Source organism: Frankia sp. AgPm24 (genome assembly GCF_023243055.1).
In the GTDB taxonomy this organism is placed as follows: domain Bacteria; phylum Actinomycetota; class Actinomycetes; order Frankiales; family Frankiaceae; genus Frankia; species Frankia umida.
The window spans coordinates 88,982-108,009 of record NZ_JALKFW010000203.1; the positions used below are offsets into that span (position 1 = coordinate 88,982).

The following is a 19,028-nucleotide window of genomic DNA, read 5'->3' on the forward strand; positions in this document are numbered from 1 at the left end:
AGCCAACGCCTCCGGCGCAGTAGTCCCCCGAAGCGAGCGTCTCCACACGGTGGCGGGAATCGCATCACCACATTCCCACCTGCGGGAATAGGTGGTCAGCGGCGGGCGGCACCGACCGCGGCGGCGATCACGTCCACGGCCAGGTCCACCTCGGCCCGCGTGGTCGACCAGTTGCTCACCGACAGTCGCATGGCCGCGCGTCCCTGCCACACCGTCCCGGTCAGGTAGGCGTCCCCGCCCGCGGTCACCGCCGCCGTGACGGCACGGGTCAGCCGGTCGCCCTCGCCGCCCGGCGCCTCGACGCGCAGCAGCACCTGGTTGAGCGGTACGACGACCCCGTGCCCGGCGGGTCCCGGTGTCGCGTTGAGGACCCGGACCCCGGGCAGCCCGGCGAGCCGGCTGGCGGCGTGCCCGGCGAGCTCACAGCAGCGGTCGACCAGGTCCCGCAGGCCGTCCTGGCCCAGGGAGCGCAGCGCGGCGTAGACGGCGAAGGTCCGGGCCCGGCGGCTGAACTCCGGGGTCCAGTCGACCGGGTCCAGCGCGCCGCCGGGATCGGGCGGGAAGTAGTCGGCCGGCGCCACCATCGCCCGGCGGTGCGCCGCCCGGTCGGCGACGATCGCGATCCCACAGTCATAGGGCACGTTGAGCCACTTGTGGCCGTCGGTCGCCCACGAGTCGGCGTCCGCGGCGCCCTCGACCAGCGCCCGGCGGTGTGCCGAGCCGGACGTCGCCGCCCACAGCCCGAACGCGCCGTCGACATGCACCCAGGCGCCGTGCGCGTGCCCGAGCGCGCAGATCTGCCCGAGCGGATCGACGGCGCCGGTGTTGATCTCCCCGGCCTGCGCGATGACGATCGTCGGCACCCGCCGGGCGCCGACGGTGGCGGCGAGGGTGTCGGTGGCGGCGAGGGTGTCGGTGGCGGCGAGGGTGGCGCGCAGGGCGTCCGGGCACATCCGGCCCCGGCCGTCGCCGGCGACGGTGTGTATCCCGCGGCTGCCGAAGCCGAGCAGGCGCAGCGCCGCGTCGACGGTGGTGTGCCGGTCGGCGCCGGCGAGCACCCTCACCGGCGGGGCGCCGGTGAGGCCATCGGCGCCGACGTCCCAGCCGACCTCGGCGAGCACCCGGTGGCGGGCGGCGGCCAGCGCCGTCACATGGGCCATCTGCGTGCCGGTGGTGAATCCGACCGAGGCCGTCACGGGCAGCCCGAGTGCCTGCCTCACCCACCGTCCGGCGATCTGTTCGACGGCGCTGGCCGCCGGGGACAGCGAGGCGAGCGCCGCGTTCTGATCCCAGACGACGGCCAGCAGGTCGGCGGCGAGGGCGGCGGGCAGGGTGCCGCCGACGACATAGCCGAAGAACCGCGGCGAGCCGGTGGCCGTCAGCCCGCCGCCGACCGCCTCGACCAGCGCGTCGATGACCGCCACCGGATCACTGGGCGCCGCCGGGAACGGACCGTCGAGGCGGGCGAGCACCTCGGCGGCGCTCAGACCGGGCCGTACCGGACGGTGGGCCAGGCTGGCCAGCCAGGCGTCGGCGTGCCGGGTGGCGCCGCGCAGCGCCGCCCGCAGCGCCATCCCGGGATCGTCCGACGGGGACCGCGGGTTCAGCTGTCCACCGCCTGACCGGCAGCCACGTTCGCGGACGTGGGGATGTCCTGGCTGAGGGGACCCGGCGCCAGCCCGGCGCCGGGTCGGCGGGCGGCGTGGGCGGCGGGACGCCCCTCGTGGGCGAGCCAGTCGAGGATGATCGTGGCGGTCTGGTCGGGGTCCTCGAGCATGGGGATGTGGCCGAGACCGGCCAGGATCTCGACCCGCCAGTCGGGCCGGCTGCGCGCCGCCGCGTGGGCCATGGCGACCGGGACGAGCCGGTCGGCGGTGCCGTGCAGCAGCAACGTCGGCGCGGCCGCGGTGCGCAGGTAACCGGTCAGCGGGGTCCGGCGGACCATGGCGGCGACCACCGAGCGGGCCGCGGTGACGAACGCCGCGTCGGCCCCGGCCGTCAGCCCGCGTTCACGCTGGGCCCGTTCCATCACCTCGAGGGTCCGCGCCGGGATCCGGCTCGGATCACCGCACAACCGGACCAGGCTCTCCTCGACGAGGGTGAGCGGGGTCGTCCGGGCCCGGCGGCGGGCCAGCGTGTGGGTGCCCAGGCGCGGGACGAACAGCGCGGCGAACAACGCGAGTGTCATCGGGGCGGGGTAGGCGCCGCGGGGCAGCGGCAGCGCCGGATTGACCAGGACGAGCCCCGCGACGGTGTCGGGTGCCAGCACCGACTGCCGCAGACTGATCATTCCGCCCATCGAGTTGCCGACCAGCACGGCCGGTCCGGCGAGCACCTCGGTGAGAAACCGGTCGAGCAGACGCTGGTTGCCCGCGACGTGCGGCCGTGGCCGCTGCGCCGGGGTGCGCCCGTGCCCGGCGAGATCAAGGGCCAGTACCCGGCAGGTGGGGGTCAGCAGGGGCGCCAGCCGTAGCCAGTTGTGGTACGAACCGCCGAGCCCGTGCACACACACCATCACCGGTCCGTCCGCCGGCCCGCCGAAGTCGACGACGTACACCGGACCGCCCAGCTGGGCCTGATAGGCGGCGTGGCCATCCTCGGCCGGTCCGGCCGGGTCCGGCCGCAGCGGGGCATGGGCGGCGAGCAGGCCGGACTCGCTCAGTGGCACCGGCGTGGTACTGGTCATCCTCTGACGGTAGGACGCCCGGCGTTCCCGCGCGTGCGAAGGGGTCGTGCGGTCGGCCGCATGAGCGGCGGCCGACCGTCGCCGGCCCTGGCCGGGTCACAGGGAGGGGGAGGCTCCCAGCCGCAGCCGCTTCGGGTTCGCGAGGGACGCGGGGGCGACCCGGATGTCGGTCTCCACCGCGGTGGCCCCATCGATGGCGGGCTCGGTCGGGATCGACCCGGGCAGACCCGTGGTCAGCGGGGAGGACTGCTGTTGCTCCACGCGCACGCTCCTTCCAGTGATGTCGGCACCTGTCCCCAAAACGGTATCCAGGGGACGGCCCACCCCAGGACATCAGGTGTCGCTGGTCACACCACAGATTCGAACCGTGACCCCATCACCGACCCGTCACGGCCCGCCGACCGATGCCCCCGGGCGGGACGGGGCCGGGCGGGACGGGGCCGGAAAAAGAAGATGGCGCCGCCGTCCGGACGGGAATCCGGGCGACGGCGCCATCGGGTGCCTGACCCTGGACGTCAGTGGACGTCCCTTGTCAGACGTCCACGATCAGGACTGTCCGACGGGCCAGGCGACGAGCAGGTGCCGGGTCTCAGGCGCTGGGGGTGACCGGTGCCTGAGTGGCGGTGGCGGCGGCCGCGGGGCGACGCTGCGGACGGCCGTGGGCCGAGGCGGGACGGCCGCCGATGCGGTGGCCACCACCGTCGCGGCGGGCGTTGCGGTGCTCCCCGTCACGCCCACCGGCGGAACCGCCGGTGCGTGCGCCGCTGAAACGCGGCCCCCGAGCCGCCGCGGAACTCGCGGCCCGTGCCTTGGGGATCGCGTCCGGGCTCATCCGGGGTGCCGGCGGGCCGGCCAGCTCCAGGATCACCGGGTCGTCGGGCTTGGTCGGAAGCGGGCGGGCCTCGATACCGACCGCGCGCAGCAGACCGCGCACCTTGCCCCGCTCGGCGGGCAGGGTGACCAGCACGTCGGCGCCGTCGGCGCCGGCCCGGGCGGTACGCCCGCCGCGGTGCTGGTAGGTCTTGGCGTCCTCGGGCGGGCCGAGGTGCACCACGAGGCGGATGCCGTCGACGTGGATGCCGCGAGCGGCGACGTCGGTGGCGACCAGCACCCGGTAGAACCCGTCGGTGAAGCCGGCGAGCGCGCGGGTGCGGGCGCCCTGGGGCATCCCACCGTGCAGCGGCTCGGCGGGAACACCGGCGCGGCACAGCGATTCGGAGATCCGGTCGGCGTCGCGCTGGGTCCGTACGAACACCAGGGTTCGCCCGGAGCCACCGGCCAGCGCCGTGACCAGTTCGACCTGCGCGGTCCGGTCAGGCGCCTCGAGGGCGTGCCGGGCGAGCGTGGTGACCTGCGAGGTCTCCGAGTCGATCGCGACGAGCACCGGGTCGGGCAGGTAGTCGCGCACCAGGACCTCGACCTCACGGTCGAGCGTCGCGGAGAACAACAGCCGCTGCCCGCCGGAGGGGGTGGCGTCCAGCAGGGCCCGAACCGCGGGCAGGAAGCCGAGGTCGCACATGAAGTCGGCCTCGTCGAGGACGGTCATCTCGATCTCACCGAGCTCGCAGGCGCCTCGCTCGACGAGGTCGGTCAGGCGACCCGGAGTGGCCACGACCAGGTGCACGCCGCGGCGCAGTACCGAGATCTGCCGGCTGATGGAGGTTCCGCCGTAGACGGGGGCCATCCGCAGGTTCAGTGCGCGGGTCAGCGGCTCGAGGGCGTCGTTGACCTGCTGGGCGAGCTCGCGGGTGGGCACCAGCACCAGGGCGCGGGGCCGACGCGGGGTCGCCGGGCCGCCCTCGGCCAGGCGACCGAGGATCGGCAGGCCGAAGGCCAGCGTCTTACCGGAGCCGGTACGGGCCCGGCCGAGGACGTTCTCTCCGGCCAGCACGTCGGGCAGCGTCGCCGCCTGCACCGCGAACGGCGCGGCGATGTTGCGCTCGGCGAGGGCCCTGATCAGCCGCTTGGGCAGACCAGCGGCCTCGAAGGTCTCCGCCGGAGGGCGAGGTTCACGGGTGGTCAGGGCAGGAGCGGCCGGACGGGCCGGACCGCTGAAGCGTGAGCCGCCGCCGTACCGGGAGCCGCGGCTGGAACCGCGACCGGCACCGCTGGGCCCGCCACGGCCCCGGGGCGGGCGCGGCTGGCGGTGGGCAGCGAGAGACTGGGAGTTTCCATGCTGAGACAGAGGGATCCGCCGATCAGGTCAGGGCCACCATGAGATCAGTAGGGCAAGTGCGGAGGTTTGCACAAGCCCGTTTGTATCGTCCGGCGGCCGGGGTACGGCCGGCTCCGCGACCGGACCCAACGGCGGGAAAATCCCGCTTTGGCGCTCGCACCGACCTCGCACACCCGACCATGTAGCCGGGCGCGGACAGCCGCTGCGGCCGTCGTCGTGTTTCACGGTACCTCGGCGATCGGATGTGCGGGGCCCGTCGGCAGGGTGCAACGAGCCGGTGCATACCCGTGGGTGGCGGTCCGTCCGGTCACGGTGCGCCAGTCCGCCGGTGTGGAAGGGGCCCTTCGTCCGTGCTGACCCGGTCTGCGGGGCCCGGTTCGGTGGGCGTCGGGGTGAGGCCGCCGGAGGTCGGGATAGCCCAGGGTGTCGCGGTACTACGGACCGCGAAGGCCAGGATGACGCCCAGTCCGACGCAGACCGCGTACGGTCCGGCGGCCCGTGCGTCGGCCGCGTGCACGGCGGCCAGGCCGAGGATCAGCAGGCCAAACGTGATGGTGCGCACTGTCCGGGACGCGACCAGGGTCACGTCCGGGCTGATCGGCCTGCGCCGAGCGCCGAAGGTCCTGTCCGGACCCGGGCTCAGCAGGCAGGACAGCACCAGCGGGAGGCCGATGACGGCGGTCACGGCCAGATCGGTGCCGGTGGTGCGGTGCGGCGTGACCAGTAGCCAGGAGCCGGCCGCGAACAGGGCGATCGGCCCGGCCGAGACGGGCCGTCGGTCCCGAGGAACCCGTCCACCCCGCGTGTCCCGTCCGCCCTCCGAGCCCGGTCCGTCCCCCGGGTCTCGTCCGTCCCGTGGGTGAGGGGTGACGGGACGGCTGAGTGCGAGCAGGGGCGCGACCAGCAACAGCAGGTAATGGCACCACACGACCGGCGAGGCGAGCAGCGCCGCGACGACACCACCGGTGTAGGCGAGCCGTTCGTCGTGGCCGCGCCGCGCCGCCCACCAGCAGCCGGCCAGCACCACCAACGCGGCCAGCCGCGCGAGCCGGCTGGCCGTCGAGATCGACAGGCCCACCCCGGTGAGCAGCCCGGTCAGGCTGATCCCCGCCCGCGCCTCCACCCGGCCAAGCTGCCCCAACAGCTCCACGTAGTCGACCAGACCCAGGGGGCTGACCAGGGCGCTGACGCCGATCAGCGCCGCGAGCACCGCCCCGGCCGCCCCCGCCGCCCGCCACCGCCGCGCCAGCAGCAGCCACACCAGCAGCGGTACCAGAAAGACCTTGCTGTAGATGACGAGGGCCACCACCGTGCCACAAGCCAGTGCGCGGTCCCGGGCCCGCCAGGCCAGCGCGAGCGCCGCGAACAACAGGGCGTTGAACGTTCCCATCTGCAGGCCGATGACCGTCGTGGACGCGGCCAGCACCAGCGCGTGGACGCGCAGGTCCCGCACCCCGGCCAGGCGCACCCCGGCCAGCACCGCGAGCACGGATCCGGCCACGAACAGATCACCGGCGGCGGAAAGCGACGACAACGGGACGAACGGCAACGCGGTCAGATACGGGTAGACGAAGGCCGAGCCGGAGTACACCGCGGCGGTCCCCGGCGTCGGATACGGGTTGTGACCGGCCTGGATGGCCGCCCCGGCGCGCAGGAACACCGCCACGTCGTAGTGCCCGATCCGACTGATCATCCCGACCCAGAGCAGGGCGATCAGCCCGGCGAACGCCGCCCAGCCCACAGCGACCCGGACGATCCCCCCGACCGGGCGGGGCCCCACGGCGATCGGCCGGCCCCGTCGCCGTCCCCGCCCCGGGGGCCATCCCAGTGGCCGTCCAGCAGGCCACCCGGAAGGCCACGGGTCAGACCACGGAGGTGGGTGCTGGGGTGGATGCGCGGACGTCCGCGCACGGGGGCGAACCGCGCGGCGGATGCCGGGGTTCACCACCCGAACGGGCCGTGCTCCCGCGGGCCGGCCAGGTCGGTGTGGGGGACGGACGAAACGGGCTACCCGGCCTGGTGTGACCGGTCGCACAGCACGGCCGGGCGGGGCCGGCCGACCGTGCTCCCCGGTCGCGGGGGGCCCGGGAGATCCGGGAGATCCGGCGCGCGTGGGGCTCGGCACACCCGGCACGTCCGGCGCGCTGGGTGGATCTGGCTGGTTTCGCACGTCGTTGTGCCCACCCTGGGTTGGCGATCAGGCCTGCGGATCGTCGCAGATCGTGGCCGTCACAGCAGCAGCTGGGTGAGGGTGTGGATGACCAGACCCACCAGCGCGCCGACGACCGTGCCGTTGATCCGGATGAACTGCAGGTCGCGGCCGACGTGCAGTTCGATGCGCCGGGAGGTCTCGGCGGGCTCCCAGCTGGCCACCGTGTCCCCGATGATCGCCGAGATGTCCCCCTTGTAGCGGGCGACGGCGCGGGCGGCGAGGTCGGCGGCAGCCTGGTCGACGGTGCGGGCGAGGTCGGGGTCCTCGACCAGCCGGGCGCCGAAGGCGGCCAGTTCGGTGCGGGCCCGCACCCGGGCGGTGCTGTCCGGATCGGTGATCAGATCGAGCAGGATCGCCCGGGTCGTCGCCCAGATCGTCGCGACGGCCTGTCCGACCTCCGGCCGGGCGAGCCAGCGCTGTTTCATCTGCTCCACCTGCTCGCCCAGGCTCGCGTCGGTGCGCAGCCGGGTGGCCTGATCGGCGAGGAAACGATCGAGGGTCGTGCGCACCCGGTGCTCGGGATCGGCCCGGATCTGCGCCAGCGCCTCCAACGCCTTGTCGTACGCCTTGGCCGCGACGGCCTCGTCCAGCCACTGCGGGGTCCAGGCCGGGGCCTGGTCCAGGATGAGTCGGCTGAAGGTCTCGGGGTTGTGCAGCAGCCAGTGTTCGACCTCGGCGAGGATCAGCTCGACGAGCCGGTCGTGCATCCGGGCGTCCAGCACGCGTTGCAGGATCGCGCCGAGGGTGCCCGCCCAGGGCCGTTCGACCAGCCGTGGCACCACCGCCCGGTCGACGATCTCGCGGACGAGGTCGTCGTTCGTCCCGGCGATCACCGTCGACAGCCGCCCGGCGGCCTCGGCGGCGACCCGCTCGGCATGGGCCGGTTCCCGCAGCCACGTCCCCACCCGGGCCGCGACCCCGATCCCGTCGACCTTGTCCCGTACGACGTCCGGCGCCAGGAAATGGGTGCTGACGAAGTTCTCCAGGCCACGCCCGAGGGCGTCCTTGCGATGCGGGATGATCGCGGTGTGCGGGATGGGCAGGCCGAGTGGATGACGAAACAGCGCGGTCACCGCGAACCAGTCGGCGAGCGCGCCGACGACACCCGCCTCGGCGGCGGCGGCGACATAGCTCGTCCAGGCGGGGCCACCGTGGTTGTGCCACGCCTGGGCCGCCAGGTAGATCGCCACCACCGCGGCGAGCAGACCGGTGGCGATCAACCGCATCCGACGTAACGCCTGGCGCAACCCCGGCTCGTCCGCCGTCCCGCGGGGCAGGTCCGCCCCCGCCGGTTCGCTCATCGGCCACCGCCGCCCATCGGCCCACCGTCCCCGATCGCACCTGGCGTCCACCCACCGCACCGAGGGTCCCGGGAGCGGGCCCGCGCCGTTCCGGCGCTGATCGTCGCGTGTTTCGACAGCCTATGTGGTCGTCCTCATGGCCTGGCCCGTCCCGGCAGCCGGGCCTCGATCGCGGCGCGGGTCTCGGGTGTGGCGAGCTGACGGGCGAACTGCACGGCCTCCTGCTCCAACCGGGCCAGCACCTGGGGCCCGTCGGAGTCATGCAGCAACGCGCGGGTGGCGGCGAGTGCCTGGGCCGGCTGGGCGAGCAGGGCCGCGATCCGGTCGTCGACCCGGGCCCGCAACGCGTCGGCGTCGGGCAGCACCTCGGTGACCAGGCCCAGCCGGGCCGCCTCGGCCGCGTCGAAGGGCTCCCCGAAGTAGAGCAACCGCGCGGCCGCCGCCGGCCCGACCCGGCGCGGTAGCAGCAGACTCGAACCGAACTCCGGCACCACACCCAGCGGGACGAACGGCAGGGCGAAGACGGCCCGAGCGCTGGCGTACACCAGGTCGCAGTGCAGCAACACCGTCGTGCCGATGCCGACCGCCGGGCCGTCGACCTCGGCCACCAGCAGCTTCGTCGTCGCCGCGACCGCGCGCAGGAACGTCAGCGTCGGGCCGTCGGTCCGCAGTGCCCCACCGGCCAGGAAATCGGCGAGGTCGTTGCCCGCGGTGAACGTCGCGTCCTGGCCGCACAGGCGGATGATCCGGATCGTGTCCTCGCGTTCGGCGCGGAGGAATCCCTCGGCGAGCGCGCCGTACATCTCCTGGGTGAGGGCATTGCGCTTGGCGGGACGGGCGATGCGCAGCGTCAGGACACCGTCGTCGACATCGACGTGAATGTGCTCGCTCACGGGTGTGCTCACCATCCTGGTGGGTCGGTCGGTGCGGTCAGATGCACGATGCCCGCCTCCGCGCCTGGCCGCAGGCCAGGACGCCCGATTCCCCGCCGCCGGATTCCCGGCCGTCCGCTTCCCGAGCACCGCACTGATACGCACCGCACCGTCACGCACCCGCGGTCGCGCGACGCCCGGGGTGGCTGTTCGGGAGTCGTGGCCAGATCGGCCGGTCGCAGGGGGAGAACCTGCCGTGGCGTGGGGCCCGTCAGGGGGAGGCCTCCTGCGAGGATGGGGGCCGTGACAGACCCGAGCGAACCTGGCGCCCTGTCCGCTCCCGCCGTCGAGCTGGTGCCGGCCACGGCCACGGCTGCGGACGTGGGCACAGGTCCGGGCACAGTCGCGGTCGCGGGCGGGGGAAGAGGTCGGTCGCGGGGGCGGTCGGTGGACGAGCCGGGGCCGGTCGCCCTGGGTGAACTGCTCGGGCTGACGGTGGACGCCCAGGCGGGGCCTGGGCGTTTCGTCGCCGCCCGCCATCTGCGTAACACCCGGGGCACGTTGTGGGGTGGGTGCGGTCTGGCCGCCGCGATCGAGGTGGTGCGCCGCCGTGGCGGTCGGGAGTGCCTGTGGGCGCAGACGCACTTCCTGGGGCCGGTGCAGGCCGGCGAGGCGGTGGAACTGGCCCTGGAGCCGTACGGAGGGCTGTCCCAGGCGGTGGTGCGGGCGACGGTGGACGGTCGGGTCGTGTTCGTCACCACCGGAACGTTCGGTCGTCGCAGCCAGGACGTCACCCGTTTCGCGCCCGCGGCCGACTGGGCCCCGCCGCCGTCGCAGTGCCCGCCGCGTACCTTCCCGGACTGGCTGACCTTCGATCGCGGGGGCGTGATGTCGCTGGTCGAGCAGCGCTGGGCCCGGCCGCAGCGCACCACGCTGGATGGCACCCCCGGCCGCGGGCGCAGCGCGCTGTGGCTGCGGATGCGCACCCCCGGCCCGTCGGGTCGGGTGCTCGCCGACGCCGAGCTCACCGCGTCGGCGCTCGCGGTCCTCGGCGACTTCGCTCCGGTCGCGCTGATCGAGGCGCTGGGCGACATCACCTACGGCACGAGCCTGGACAACCATCTGCGGGTCGTCGCCGTGCCCAGCGGCGAGTGGATCCTGCTGGACGTGCGGGTGGAGGCGGTGGTGCGCAACGTCGCGCAGCTGCGGGCCTCGATGTACGACCACACCGGCGCGCTGGTGGCCACCGTGGGCCAGTCGACTCTGGTCCACCGGGTGCGTCCGACCCGGTCGACGTCCTGAATCCATCGGGTGGATTGAAAGGTCATCGGGGTGGGTAGCGAAAGGACGAGCGCCGCCGGACCAGTACCGCGCCAGCCCGGACGGGTGGTCTGCCGGGCGGCGTTCCAGCCGGTCTGACGGGCCGACCGGCCGACGGCGGCGGGCGCGAGCCGCACCGAAGCCCGCTCTTCACGGCAAGCAAAGAGCCTGGCTGGTCGCTTCCGGGTCCAACTCGATGGATGGCTGTGCATCCCGGGACCTTTTGATGGGTTCCCAGCAATCTCGGTGTTCGCGCGTTGTTGCCGCCGAGCGCCGATCAGCGGGTTTGCGTCGCAGTCATGCCGCCAGTTCGGGCTGGCCCGTGCCAGTCACTGCCCGATCGGGTTCGTTTCGGTGCTCCGAGGCTGTCTGCCTTCCGCTACCCCGAATTCATTCAGGGGTCACCGATGCCACATCATCCGGCGCGCGAATAGTCGTCACGGCCTGCAACGCACCACCGCCTTTCTGTCGACAAGGGGCGCCCCTAACGAGGTAGTCGGAATCCCCTCGCTAGAGTTGCCCGAGCCCCGTAAAAAGCACTCCGACGAACGGCACCGTGCCCACGAATCCGGCCGCCGATCGCCTCCACGTGTGGTCCTTCGGGGACATGTCCCGCTGAACCAGAACCACTCACCCCCGCACATGAGGCGCCCAACTGCCGGGTGCCGGACGAGAGGACCGGATGCTCCAGAATTGGCCCATCCGCTCGAAGCTCGTGGTGATTCTCGTCGTCCCCCTGGCCGCCTTGGCGGTACTGAGCGTGATACAGGTGCGGGGGAACGTCGACAACGTCCGGGCCGCGAACCGCACGAAGGCACTCGCCGGCTTTGCGATCAAAGCAAACGGCCTGGTAGCGGCGCTGCAGGTCGAACGTTTCGCCGCTAACTCCTTTGTTGGTTCGTCCTACCTGGCCGAGGCCCAGGGAGAGGCGGCGACCGCCGCGCGTGGCCCGGTCGACCAGGCGCTGGGGACCTATCGCACCGGCGAGACGGACCTGCCCTCCGACGCCCGGGACACCCTGGCGAGCACGCTCGACTCGATCTCCGCGCGGCTGGGGCGACTGGCCGCCCAGCGCAGGGCCATCGACGGCCACCAGGCCCAGGTGGACCAGAACAACGACTACTACAACGAGCTCGTCCGAGACCTGCTCTCGCTCAACGGCCGGGTCGCGGCCGGTAGCCACGACGCCCGCCTGGTCAACGGCGCGACCACCCTCGTCGCCATCTCCCAGGCCAAGGAGCAGGCCGCCCAGCAGCGTGGCGCGGTCGCCCGTGTGATCATCCTGGGGCAGACCGACCCGACGACGCTGCGGCTGATCCAGACCTCGGCCGGTTCCGAGGACGCCTGGCTGCAGCAGTTCCGTACCACGGCGACACCCGACGAGCAGTCCTTCTACAACGTCACCGTCGGACGCACGATCGCGGCGGCCACCGCCATGCGGGACGAGACGGTCGGCAACGTCCAGCGCCAGCAGCCGGTGACCATCACCCAGGCGACCTGGCTGAGCACCGTCGGCAAGAAAATCGACGCGATGCACGAGGTCGAGACGCGTATCGCCACCGACCTGGGTGGAACGAGCCGCCAGCTGTCCCGGTCGGCGACGCGGAACGCCCTGTTCGGCGGAACCGGCGTCGCGGTGATCCTCATCCTGTCCGTCGTGATTTCGCTGCTCGTGGCGAGCCCGATGATCCGCCACCTTCGGCGCCTGCGCCAGGGCGCGCTCGAGGTCGCCAATGATCGACTTCCCGGAGTCGTCGAGCGCCTGCACCGAGGCGAGCCGGTCGATATGGACGCCGAGGTATTCCCGGTCGGCGTTCAGAGTACGGACGAGATCGGCCAGCTGGCCGATGCGTTCTCCACCGTGCATGCGGTGGCCGTGCGCACCGCGGTGGAACAGGCCGCGATGCGCAAGAGCATCGGGGATACGTTCCTGAACCTCGCCCGCCGAAGCCAGGCACTGATCCACCGGCAACTGAAGATCATTGACAGCATGGAGCGCAAGGAGACCGACCCCGACGAGCTCGAGGAACTGTTCCGCCTCGACCATCTCGCCACCCGGATGCGCCGCCACGCCGAGGACCTCATCGTCCTGTCCGGTTCCAAACCCGCCCGTGGCTGGCGACGTCCGGTTGCCATCAAGGATGTGGTGCGCGGTGCGGTCGCCGAGGTCGAGGACTACACCCGAGTTCGTGTGATGCCGATCGACGGCGGGGCCATCAGTGGCCACGCGGTAGGTGACATCATTCACATGCTCGCCGAACTCATTGAAAACGCGACCTCCTTCTCTCCGCCTCACACGCCGGTTCAGGTCACCGGGCACGAGGTGTCCAACGGTTTCGTCATCGAGGTCGAGGACCGCGGCCTGGGAATGAGCCCGGAGGAGTTCCACACCCTCAACGACCGGCTCGCGAACCCGCCGCCGTTCGACCTGTCGACCAGTGAGCGGCTCGGCCTGTTCGTCGTCGGTCGCCTCGCAGACCGGCACAGCGTGTCGGTGCGGCTGCGCCCCTCGCCCTACGGCGGGACGATGTCGATCGTGCTGGTCCCGAGCACGCTGCTACGCCAGGTGGAGGACCCCGAGGACAGCCGGGTGACCGGCGGCGGCGCCACGGTCCGGGCGCTGCCCGCGCCGGCGGTGCCGGCGCTGGACGGTGGGGCCCTGGACGAGGACGGTTTCCCCGGCCCGACCAGGTCCGCGCGTCCCAACCGCGGCCCGGGTGGGCTGCGCGACGCCCGCGGCCGATCGGCGGCGCCGGCGCGTGACCTCGACCGTTCCCGCGGCGGCATCGATCCCACCGGGGGCGACACCGACCTGCGTGGCACCGAGCGACCCGACCTCACCCTCGCCGCCGTTCCCGAGCCGGCCAGCGGGGCTGATCCGGACGCGGCTGGCTTCGACGCCGACACGACGGTGGGTCGCGCCGACCCGGGCGGTCCGTTCGGCGCCGAGGCGCTGGCCCCGACCGGGCCGTTCGCGGCGCCGCCGGCACCGACCCAGCCGCTGGTCACGCCGCAACAGCCCGCGGACGAGTCGTTCGGCGCGACCGACGGCGAGACCGAACAGGGCTGGCCGGTGGACACGTCGGCGCGCGGTGGCGAGCGCTCGACGGCCGCGGGTGGCAGCGGCTCGGATGAGCCGCTGCTGGACGACCTGCCGGTGTTCGCCACCGTCCGGTCGAGCTGGTTCACCTCCGAACGCGGCGATCAGCCAGGCGACGACCACCCGCACGGCCCCGGCGGCCCGGGTGGCCCCGGTGACCCCCTGGGCGCATCGCGGCCCGGGTCGGAACCCGGCCATCCCGGCGGTTTCCCGGTGGGGCCCGACGAGGCGGGTGGACCGGAGTTCCCGGCGCTGCCCAGCCGGCGAGCCCGGGGCGGACGCAACGCGTTCGTGCCGGAGGGCCTGTCCGCCACCGGCCGCGACCCGGGCGCGCCCAGCGGCCAGGGTGCCCTGGGCGCCCCCGGCCGACCGGGTGGTTTCCCCGCCGCCGGCGGGCCGGGCGCATTCGGTGTGCCGGGTGGCCCGATCGGGGCGGCTGACCCGGCTGACCCGCTGGCCCGTCCATCCGGCCTGGGGGAACCCTCGTGGGGCGGTGCCGGCGGCGAGCCGTCCGGTCATGGACTCGTCGGTCGACGGGACCCGCTGACCGCGCCGCTGAGCCGCCAGACCGGGCCACGCACCGGCGGTGGACAGCTCCCCGAGCCGTACCCGACCGGTGCCGGCCGGGGCGAGGCCCCCGCCGCGGGGCCGCTCATGCCGCTGCGCCGCCCGCAGCCCCCCGCCCGCGGCAACGGCGTCCCGGACCTCGACGACCTGGGATCGCACGAGCCCGAGGACCCGGGACTGCCCCAGCGGACCAGGCGGGCGAGCCTCGCTCCGCAGCTACGCAGGGACGCGGCCCGGGAGACCCCCGCGCCGCTGGCCGCGCAGCGCAGCCCGGAGGAGATCCGCTCCATGATGTCGTCCTTCCAGAGCAACTTCGGCCGCGGGCTCGCGGACGGACAGGACACGAACGACAGCGACGATGTGGGAAGGGTGACCTGAGATGCGTCCGCTGGGACCGTCCGAGAACATGAGCTGGTTGCTCAACAACCTTGTCAAGAAGGTGCCGGAAGTCACCTACGTGATCGCTCTGTCCTCCGACGGCCTGCTCCTGGCGACGTCGTACGGGATGGACCGGGCTACCGCCGACCAGCTCGCCGCCGTCGCGTCCGGGTTCAACAGCCTGGCCCGCGGTGCCGGCCGGTTCTTCGGTGGCGGCAACGTCCGCCAGACCATCGTCGAGATGGACGAGGGCTTCCTGTTCGTCACGGCGGTCGGTGACGGCTCGTGCCTGGCCATCCTGTCCAGCCCTGGCGCGGACATCGGGCTGATCGCCTACGAGATGGCCCTGCTGGTGACCAGGGTCGGGGAGTTCCTGACACCGGAGCTACGCGCGCAGATGCAGTCCGCGCTGCCGCTGTAGCGGCGGCGTCACCGGCCGACGGGGGGCGGCCGTGAACCTCGTCCGCCGGTCGACCCCTGCCCGACCCGACCCGGCACCACACCAACTCGCGAGGCAGGAGGACCGGTATGTCGTACGACGAGGAATGGTTCGACGAAGAAGCGGGTCCGGTCGTCCGCCCCTATGCCGTCACCGGGGGCCGGACCCGCCCGACCAACCGGGCGTTGGAGCTGGTCGCGCTCGTGACCACCACGCCCAACGGACGGCTGATGACCGCGACGCTGGAGGCCGAACAGCGTGCGATCGCGCTGCTGTGTCACCGGGTGCAGTCGATTGTGGAGATCTCGGCCCGGCTGGATCTCCCGGTCGGTGTCGTGCGGGTCCTCGTCGGCGACATGCTCGACGGCGGCCTGGTCACGGTGGCCCGGCCGGCCCGACCTTCGGACCGCCCCTCCGCAGCCCTCATCGAAAGGGTGCTCGATGGACTACAGGCCCTCTAGGCCGCGGTCACCGGAGACCGCGTCACCACATCCGGTAAAGATCATCATTGCTGGCGGCTTCGGTGTCGGCAAGACCACGTTCGTCGGCGCGGTCAGCGAGATCCCCCCGCTGACCACCGAGGCCGCGATGACCGCGGCCAGCATCGGGATCGATGACACGAGCTCGGTCAGCGCGAAGACGACGACCACCGTCGCGATGGACTTCGGTCGGATCACCCTGCTGGACAGCGTGATCCTGTACCTGTTCGGGACACCCGGGCAGGACCGGTTCTGGTTCATGTGGGACGAGCTCGTCCTCGGCGCGATCGGCGCGGTCGTGCTGGTGGACACCAGACGCCTGGCCGACTCGTTTCCGGCGATCGACTACTTCGAGGAACGCGACATCCCGTTCCTCGTGGCGCTCAACCGGTTCGACGGTTCCCGGGAGTACCGGGTGGAGGACGTGCGGGCGGCCCTGGACCTCGACCCCCGCCGTCCGATGGTGTTCTGCGACGCCCGCCAGCGCGAGTCGGTCCGCCAGGCACTGGTCGCGCTGGTGCGCCATGCCCTGGACATGGTCTCGGCCGAACAGGCCGGACATCCGATGCTGCCCCAGAGATCAGGGTGAGCACCACCGAGAGCCACAGTGCGGCCCTGGGCAGGGTTTCCGATCTGCTCGAGTTCGACGATGTCACCCTGGCCGCCTACCGGATCTGGCTACGGCACTCCTCCCTGACGGTGGCCGAGGTGGCCGGGCTGCTGCACCAGCCGGTCCGGGAGGTGGGCCGGGTACGTGACCGGCTGCTGGAACTCGGTCTGCTGCTGGCCTCCCGGGAACGCTCGGGGCACTTCGTGGCCATGCACCCGGAGGCGAGCCTGGACCATCTGCTGCAGTCCCAGCACGAGCAGCTCATCCGACGCCACGAGCGGCTGGTGCGGGCCCGGGCGCAGATCGGCGAGTTCGTCTCCGACTACCTCGAGGGACGACCCGACCGCGGCGGGGTGGAGGTGCAGCGCATCGACAGTCCCGACCAGGCCCGCGGCGAGCTTCTGGCGATCATGGGGCGGGCCGAGCGGGAGGTGCTCACCCTGCACACCCGCCGCGGCCTGACACCGACGCTGTCCACCGACATGCTGCCGATCGCGTTGCGGGCCCTGCGCCGCGGGGTGGTGATGCGCAGCGTCCTGCCACGGGCGATGCGCCTGGACGAGCCCGGCGCCGGCTATGTGCGCACCGTCGCCGCGCATGGTCTGGTCGCACGGGTCCTGGACGACCCCCGTCTGGACGCGACCACCGTCGACGGTCGGGTCGCCCTGGTCGGGCCGGGCGGCAGCGCCGGCCTCGGACGTGGCGGCGCCGGTGGGTCCGGCGCGGCGAGCGGGCCGGTGCTGCTGGTCCGGACCCCGGAGCTGACCTCGGTGCTGCTCACTCTGTTCGAGCAGGTGTGGGACGCCGCCGAGCCGCTGGCCGACGAACCCGCGGTGGACGGCGCGCGCACGGGCGTGGACGACCGTCCCTCCGACTCCGAGCGACTGTTGCTGCGGCTGCTCAGCCTCGGGGTGAAGGACGAGGCCGCGGCGCGTCACCTCGGCGTGTCGGTGCGCACCGTGCGTCGCATGATCGCGGATCTGATGTCCCGACTCGACGCCCGCAGCCGCTTCCAGGCGGGCACCCTGGCCACGCGCCGCGGCTGGTTGTAGGCGCGACACCCGCGGCACCTGAGTTGATGATGCCTTGGTTCTACTGGTATTGACTGTCGTCTTTTTGTTGCCTGGCAGTTGGCTGCCTGGCAGTTTGCTGCCAGGCAGATTCCAGGACAGCGGCAGCGGGTGGTCGCATGCTCTCGATGTGCCGAGTACTGACGAGTGTCGGTTTCGGCCTGTTTCCACAGGTCACCGTCTGAGAGCGTCTGAGGAGCCCTTCCGTGCCCGCAGTTGCCGGATCGCAGCCCGTTGTCACGACATCGGTCCCGCCGACACATCGGACCCTGATTGTGGCGAGGATGGACCCCGCGGACGCCTCCGCGGTCGCGCGGACCTTCGCGGAGTCCGACGCGGGCGCGCTGCCCGGTCTTGTGGGAGTCACCCGGCGTGAGCTGTTCGCGTTCCACGGGCTGTACTTCCACCTCATCGACGCGCCCACGGACGTCGCGCCCGCCGTGGCCGACGTCCGTGACCACCCGTTGTTCGTCGACGTGAACAGCAAGCTCGAGCGGTACATCTCGGCCTACGACCCACAGACCTGGCGCGGCCCGCGGGACGCGATGGCGCGCAGCTTCTACCAGTGGTCGGCGCCCACGAACGCCTAGCCCACCTCCGCGGCCCGCTCGCCACCCCGGCTCCGGTCGTCCTTTCGGGCCTGGCACCGGCCCGCCCGAGGGCGAGGCGCTCACCCGCGGTATCGCCCGTGGTCGACCGCGCCCCCCGCACCGTGGCGCCCCCCGCTGCCCGGGCCGGGCCCGCACCGGTCGGTTCGCCGCCCGCCGGCCCACGCTGACCGCTCGGCATCTGCCGCGGCCGCAGGCCCCGCGCGCGGACTCCACCCGGACACCCTGGCCACCGCGGACACCACCCCCATACCTCGCCCGCGCAACGTAGCGCGGGACCTGGGCCCGCCCACCTCGGTGTGTCGGCCCACGCACCATCCGCACCGATGAAGGTCCGTTGCCGCCCTTCGGTACCGGACCGGTCACCCCTGCCCGGACCAGTCAAGGAGCCCGCCGTCATGCCACACCACTGGACCGCCGACGACTTGTTCACCTTTCTCACCGAACAGGCCGGGTTGCCGCCCGAGGATCATCCCGCCGACCTGGACGTGACCTTCGAGGACATCGGTCTCGACTCGCTCGCCTACCTGCAGCTGTCCGCCGAGGTCGCCGACCGCTTCGGCGTCGAACTGCCGGGCGAGATGCCACCGGGCTTCACGCTCGACCAGATCCTGGCCACCGTGAACGACGCCCTGGGTGCGCCCGAACCGGTCTGACGTCCTCCGGCCAGGCCCTACGTCCCGGATTCCCCCGATTTTGTGGAGCTGCTGTGAGCGGGCACACCGACAACTCGATCCTCATCAACGCCGACATCGACACCGTCTGGACGATCACCAACGACCTGGCCTCCTGGCCGCGGCTGTTCACCGAGTACGCCTCGGTGGAGATCCTCGAGACGACCGCCAACACCTTCAGGTTCCGCCTGACGATGCACCCCGACGAGAACGGCACGGCCTGGAGCTGGGTCTCCGAGCGCACGCTCGACCCGGTCAACCACGAGGTCCGCGCCTACCGGGTCGAGACCGGTCCGTTCGAGTACATGCACATCCACTGGACCTACACCCGCGAGGGCGCCGGCACCCGGATGCGCTGGGTGCAGGACTTCCACCTCCGCCCGTCCGCGCCCGTCGACGACGAGCAGATGACGAAGAACATCAACGCCAACACCGCACGGGAGATGGCGGTGATCCGGGACAAGGTCGAGCTGGCCGCGGCCGGTGCGCCGAGCCCGGCGCTCAGCGTGCCGGAACAGGTCTGAGGAGGACGACGG

The 19,028-nt window shown here is 72.8% G+C and carries 16 protein-coding genes; 9 read left to right on the plus strand and 7 right to left on the minus strand.

Annotation, left to right across the window (positions count from 1 at the left end):
- Positions 1-95: 95 nt before the first annotated feature.
- The 7 genes from MXD61_RS18735 to MXD61_RS18765 all read right to left on the minus strand — a co-directional run bounded on the left by MXD61_RS18735 (position 96) and on the right by MXD61_RS18765 (position 9,268).
- Positions 96-1,574, minus strand: coding sequence for a pyridoxal-dependent decarboxylase (locus MXD61_RS18735; protein ID WP_248814779.1), 1,479 nt, complete (start codon positions 1,572-1,574; stop codon positions 96-98).
- Between the two features lie 29 nt (positions 1,575-1,603).
- Positions 1,604-2,686 (minus strand): alpha/beta fold hydrolase, encoded by a 1,083-nt coding sequence (locus MXD61_RS18740; RefSeq protein ID WP_248814780.1) that lies wholly within the window; start codon positions 2,684-2,686, stop codon positions 1,604-1,606.
- A 96-nt stretch (positions 2,687-2,782) separates the two neighbouring features.
- Entirely contained in the window at positions 2,783-2,947 is a 165-nt protein-coding gene (locus MXD61_RS18745) for a hypothetical protein (RefSeq protein WP_248814781.1), read from the minus strand.
- Between the two features lie 328 nt (positions 2,948-3,275).
- Positions 3,276-4,601 carry a DEAD/DEAH box helicase gene (locus MXD61_RS18750; RefSeq protein WP_248814782.1) on the minus strand — a complete coding sequence of 442 codons (1,326 nt, stop codon included), beginning with the start codon at positions 4,599-4,601 and terminating at the stop codon, positions 3,276-3,278.
- A 568-nt stretch (positions 4,602-5,169) separates the two neighbouring features.
- Positions 5,170-6,642, minus strand: coding sequence for a glycosyltransferase 87 family protein (locus tag MXD61_RS18755; RefSeq protein ID WP_248814801.1), 1,473 nt, complete (start codon positions 6,640-6,642; stop codon positions 5,170-5,172).
- A 449-nt stretch (positions 6,643-7,091) separates the two neighbouring features.
- A complete protein-coding gene (locus MXD61_RS18760) occupies positions 7,092-8,375 on the minus strand; it encodes a DUF445 domain-containing protein (RefSeq protein WP_248814783.1) in 1,284 nt (427 codons plus the stop codon).
- A gap of 134 nt (positions 8,376-8,509) precedes the next feature.
- A complete protein-coding gene (locus MXD61_RS18765; RefSeq protein ID WP_248814784.1) occupies positions 8,510-9,268 on the minus strand; it encodes an enoyl-CoA hydratase-related protein in 759 nt (252 codons plus the stop codon).
- 282 nt (positions 9,269-9,550) lie between these two features.
- On the opposite strand from MXD61_RS18765, the gene MXD61_RS18770 reads away from it, so the two are divergent.
- The 9 genes from MXD61_RS18770 to MXD61_RS18810 all read left to right on the plus strand — a co-directional run bounded on the left by MXD61_RS18770 (position 9,551) and on the right by MXD61_RS18810 (position 19,016).
- Entirely contained in the window at positions 9,551-10,549 is a 999-nt protein-coding gene (locus MXD61_RS18770) for an acyl-CoA thioesterase domain-containing protein (RefSeq protein ID WP_248814785.1), read from the plus strand.
- 700 nt (positions 10,550-11,249) lie between these two features.
- The gene (locus MXD61_RS18775; protein WP_248814786.1) at positions 11,250-14,612 is read left to right on the plus strand and encodes a nitrate- and nitrite sensing domain-containing protein; all 3,363 of its coding nucleotides are present in this window, start codon (positions 11,250-11,252) and stop codon (positions 14,610-14,612) included.
- 1 nt (position 14,613) lies between these two features.
- Positions 14,614-15,033: a roadblock/LC7 domain-containing protein gene (locus tag MXD61_RS18780; RefSeq protein WP_011437246.1), complete on the plus strand. Its 420-nt coding sequence runs from the start codon at positions 14,614-14,616 to the stop codon at positions 15,031-15,033.
- 107 nt (positions 15,034-15,140) lie between these two features.
- Positions 15,141-15,512, plus strand: a complete 372-nt coding sequence (locus MXD61_RS18785) for a DUF742 domain-containing protein (protein WP_248814787.1) — start codon at positions 15,141-15,143, stop codon at positions 15,510-15,512.
- Positions 15,493-16,119 (plus strand): ATP/GTP-binding protein, encoded by a 627-nt coding sequence (locus MXD61_RS18790; protein WP_248814788.1) that lies wholly within the window; start codon positions 15,493-15,495, stop codon positions 16,117-16,119. Before MXD61_RS18785 ends, MXD61_RS18790 begins: the two co-directional genes overlap by 20 nt.
- The gene (locus tag MXD61_RS18795) at positions 16,116-17,192 is read left to right on the plus strand and encodes a LuxR C-terminal-related transcriptional regulator (RefSeq protein ID WP_248814789.1); all 1,077 of its coding nucleotides are present in this window, start codon (positions 16,116-16,118) and stop codon (positions 17,190-17,192) included. The genes MXD61_RS18790 and MXD61_RS18795 overlap by 4 nt, the downstream gene beginning before the upstream one ends.
- Before the next feature lie 224 nt (positions 17,193-17,416).
- The gene (locus MXD61_RS18800) at positions 17,417-17,800 is read left to right on the plus strand and encodes a TcmI family type II polyketide cyclase (RefSeq protein WP_374629171.1); all 384 of its coding nucleotides are present in this window, start codon (positions 17,417-17,419) and stop codon (positions 17,798-17,800) included.
- A gap of 416 nt (positions 17,801-18,216) precedes the next feature.
- Positions 18,217-18,474 carry an acyl carrier protein gene (locus tag MXD61_RS18805; RefSeq protein WP_248814791.1) on the plus strand — a complete coding sequence of 86 codons (258 nt, stop codon included), beginning with the start codon at positions 18,217-18,219 and terminating at the stop codon, positions 18,472-18,474.
- Positions 18,475-18,527: 53 nt separating this feature from the next.
- Positions 18,528-19,016: an SRPBCC family protein gene (locus MXD61_RS18810; RefSeq protein WP_248814792.1), complete on the plus strand. Its 489-nt coding sequence runs from the start codon at positions 18,528-18,530 to the stop codon at positions 19,014-19,016.
- Positions 19,017-19,028: the final 12 nt, after the last annotated feature.

Excerpts from the sequence above, each read along its gene's own strand:
- MXD61_RS18790 (WP_248814788.1), top strand. The coding sequence starts at position 15,493 with ATGGACTACAGGCCCTCTAGGCCGCGGTCACCGGAGACCGCGTCACCA.
- MXD61_RS18775 (WP_248814786.1), top strand. The coding sequence starts at position 11,250 with ATGCTCCAGAATTGGCCCATCCGCTCGAAGCTCGTGGTGATTCTCGTC.
- MXD61_RS18760 (WP_248814783.1), bottom strand. The coding sequence starts at position 8,375 with ATGAGCGAACCGGCGGGGGCGGACCTGCCCCGCGGGACGGCGGACGAG.
- MXD61_RS18740 (WP_248814780.1), bottom strand. The coding sequence starts at position 2,686 with ATGACCAGTACCACGCCGGTGCCACTGAGCGAGTCCGGCCTGCTCGCC.
- MXD61_RS18805 (WP_248814791.1), top strand. The coding sequence starts at position 18,217 with ATGCCACACCACTGGACCGCCGACGACTTGTTCACCTTTCTCACCGAA.
- MXD61_RS18735 (WP_248814779.1), bottom strand. The coding sequence starts at position 1,574 with ATGGCGCTGCGGGCGGCGCTGCGCGGCGCCACCCGGCACGCCGACGCC.
- MXD61_RS18780 (WP_011437246.1), top strand. The coding sequence starts at position 14,614 with ATGCGTCCGCTGGGACCGTCCGAGAACATGAGCTGGTTGCTCAACAAC.
- MXD61_RS18785 (WP_248814787.1), top strand. The coding sequence starts at position 15,141 with ATGTCGTACGACGAGGAATGGTTCGACGAAGAAGCGGGTCCGGTCGTC.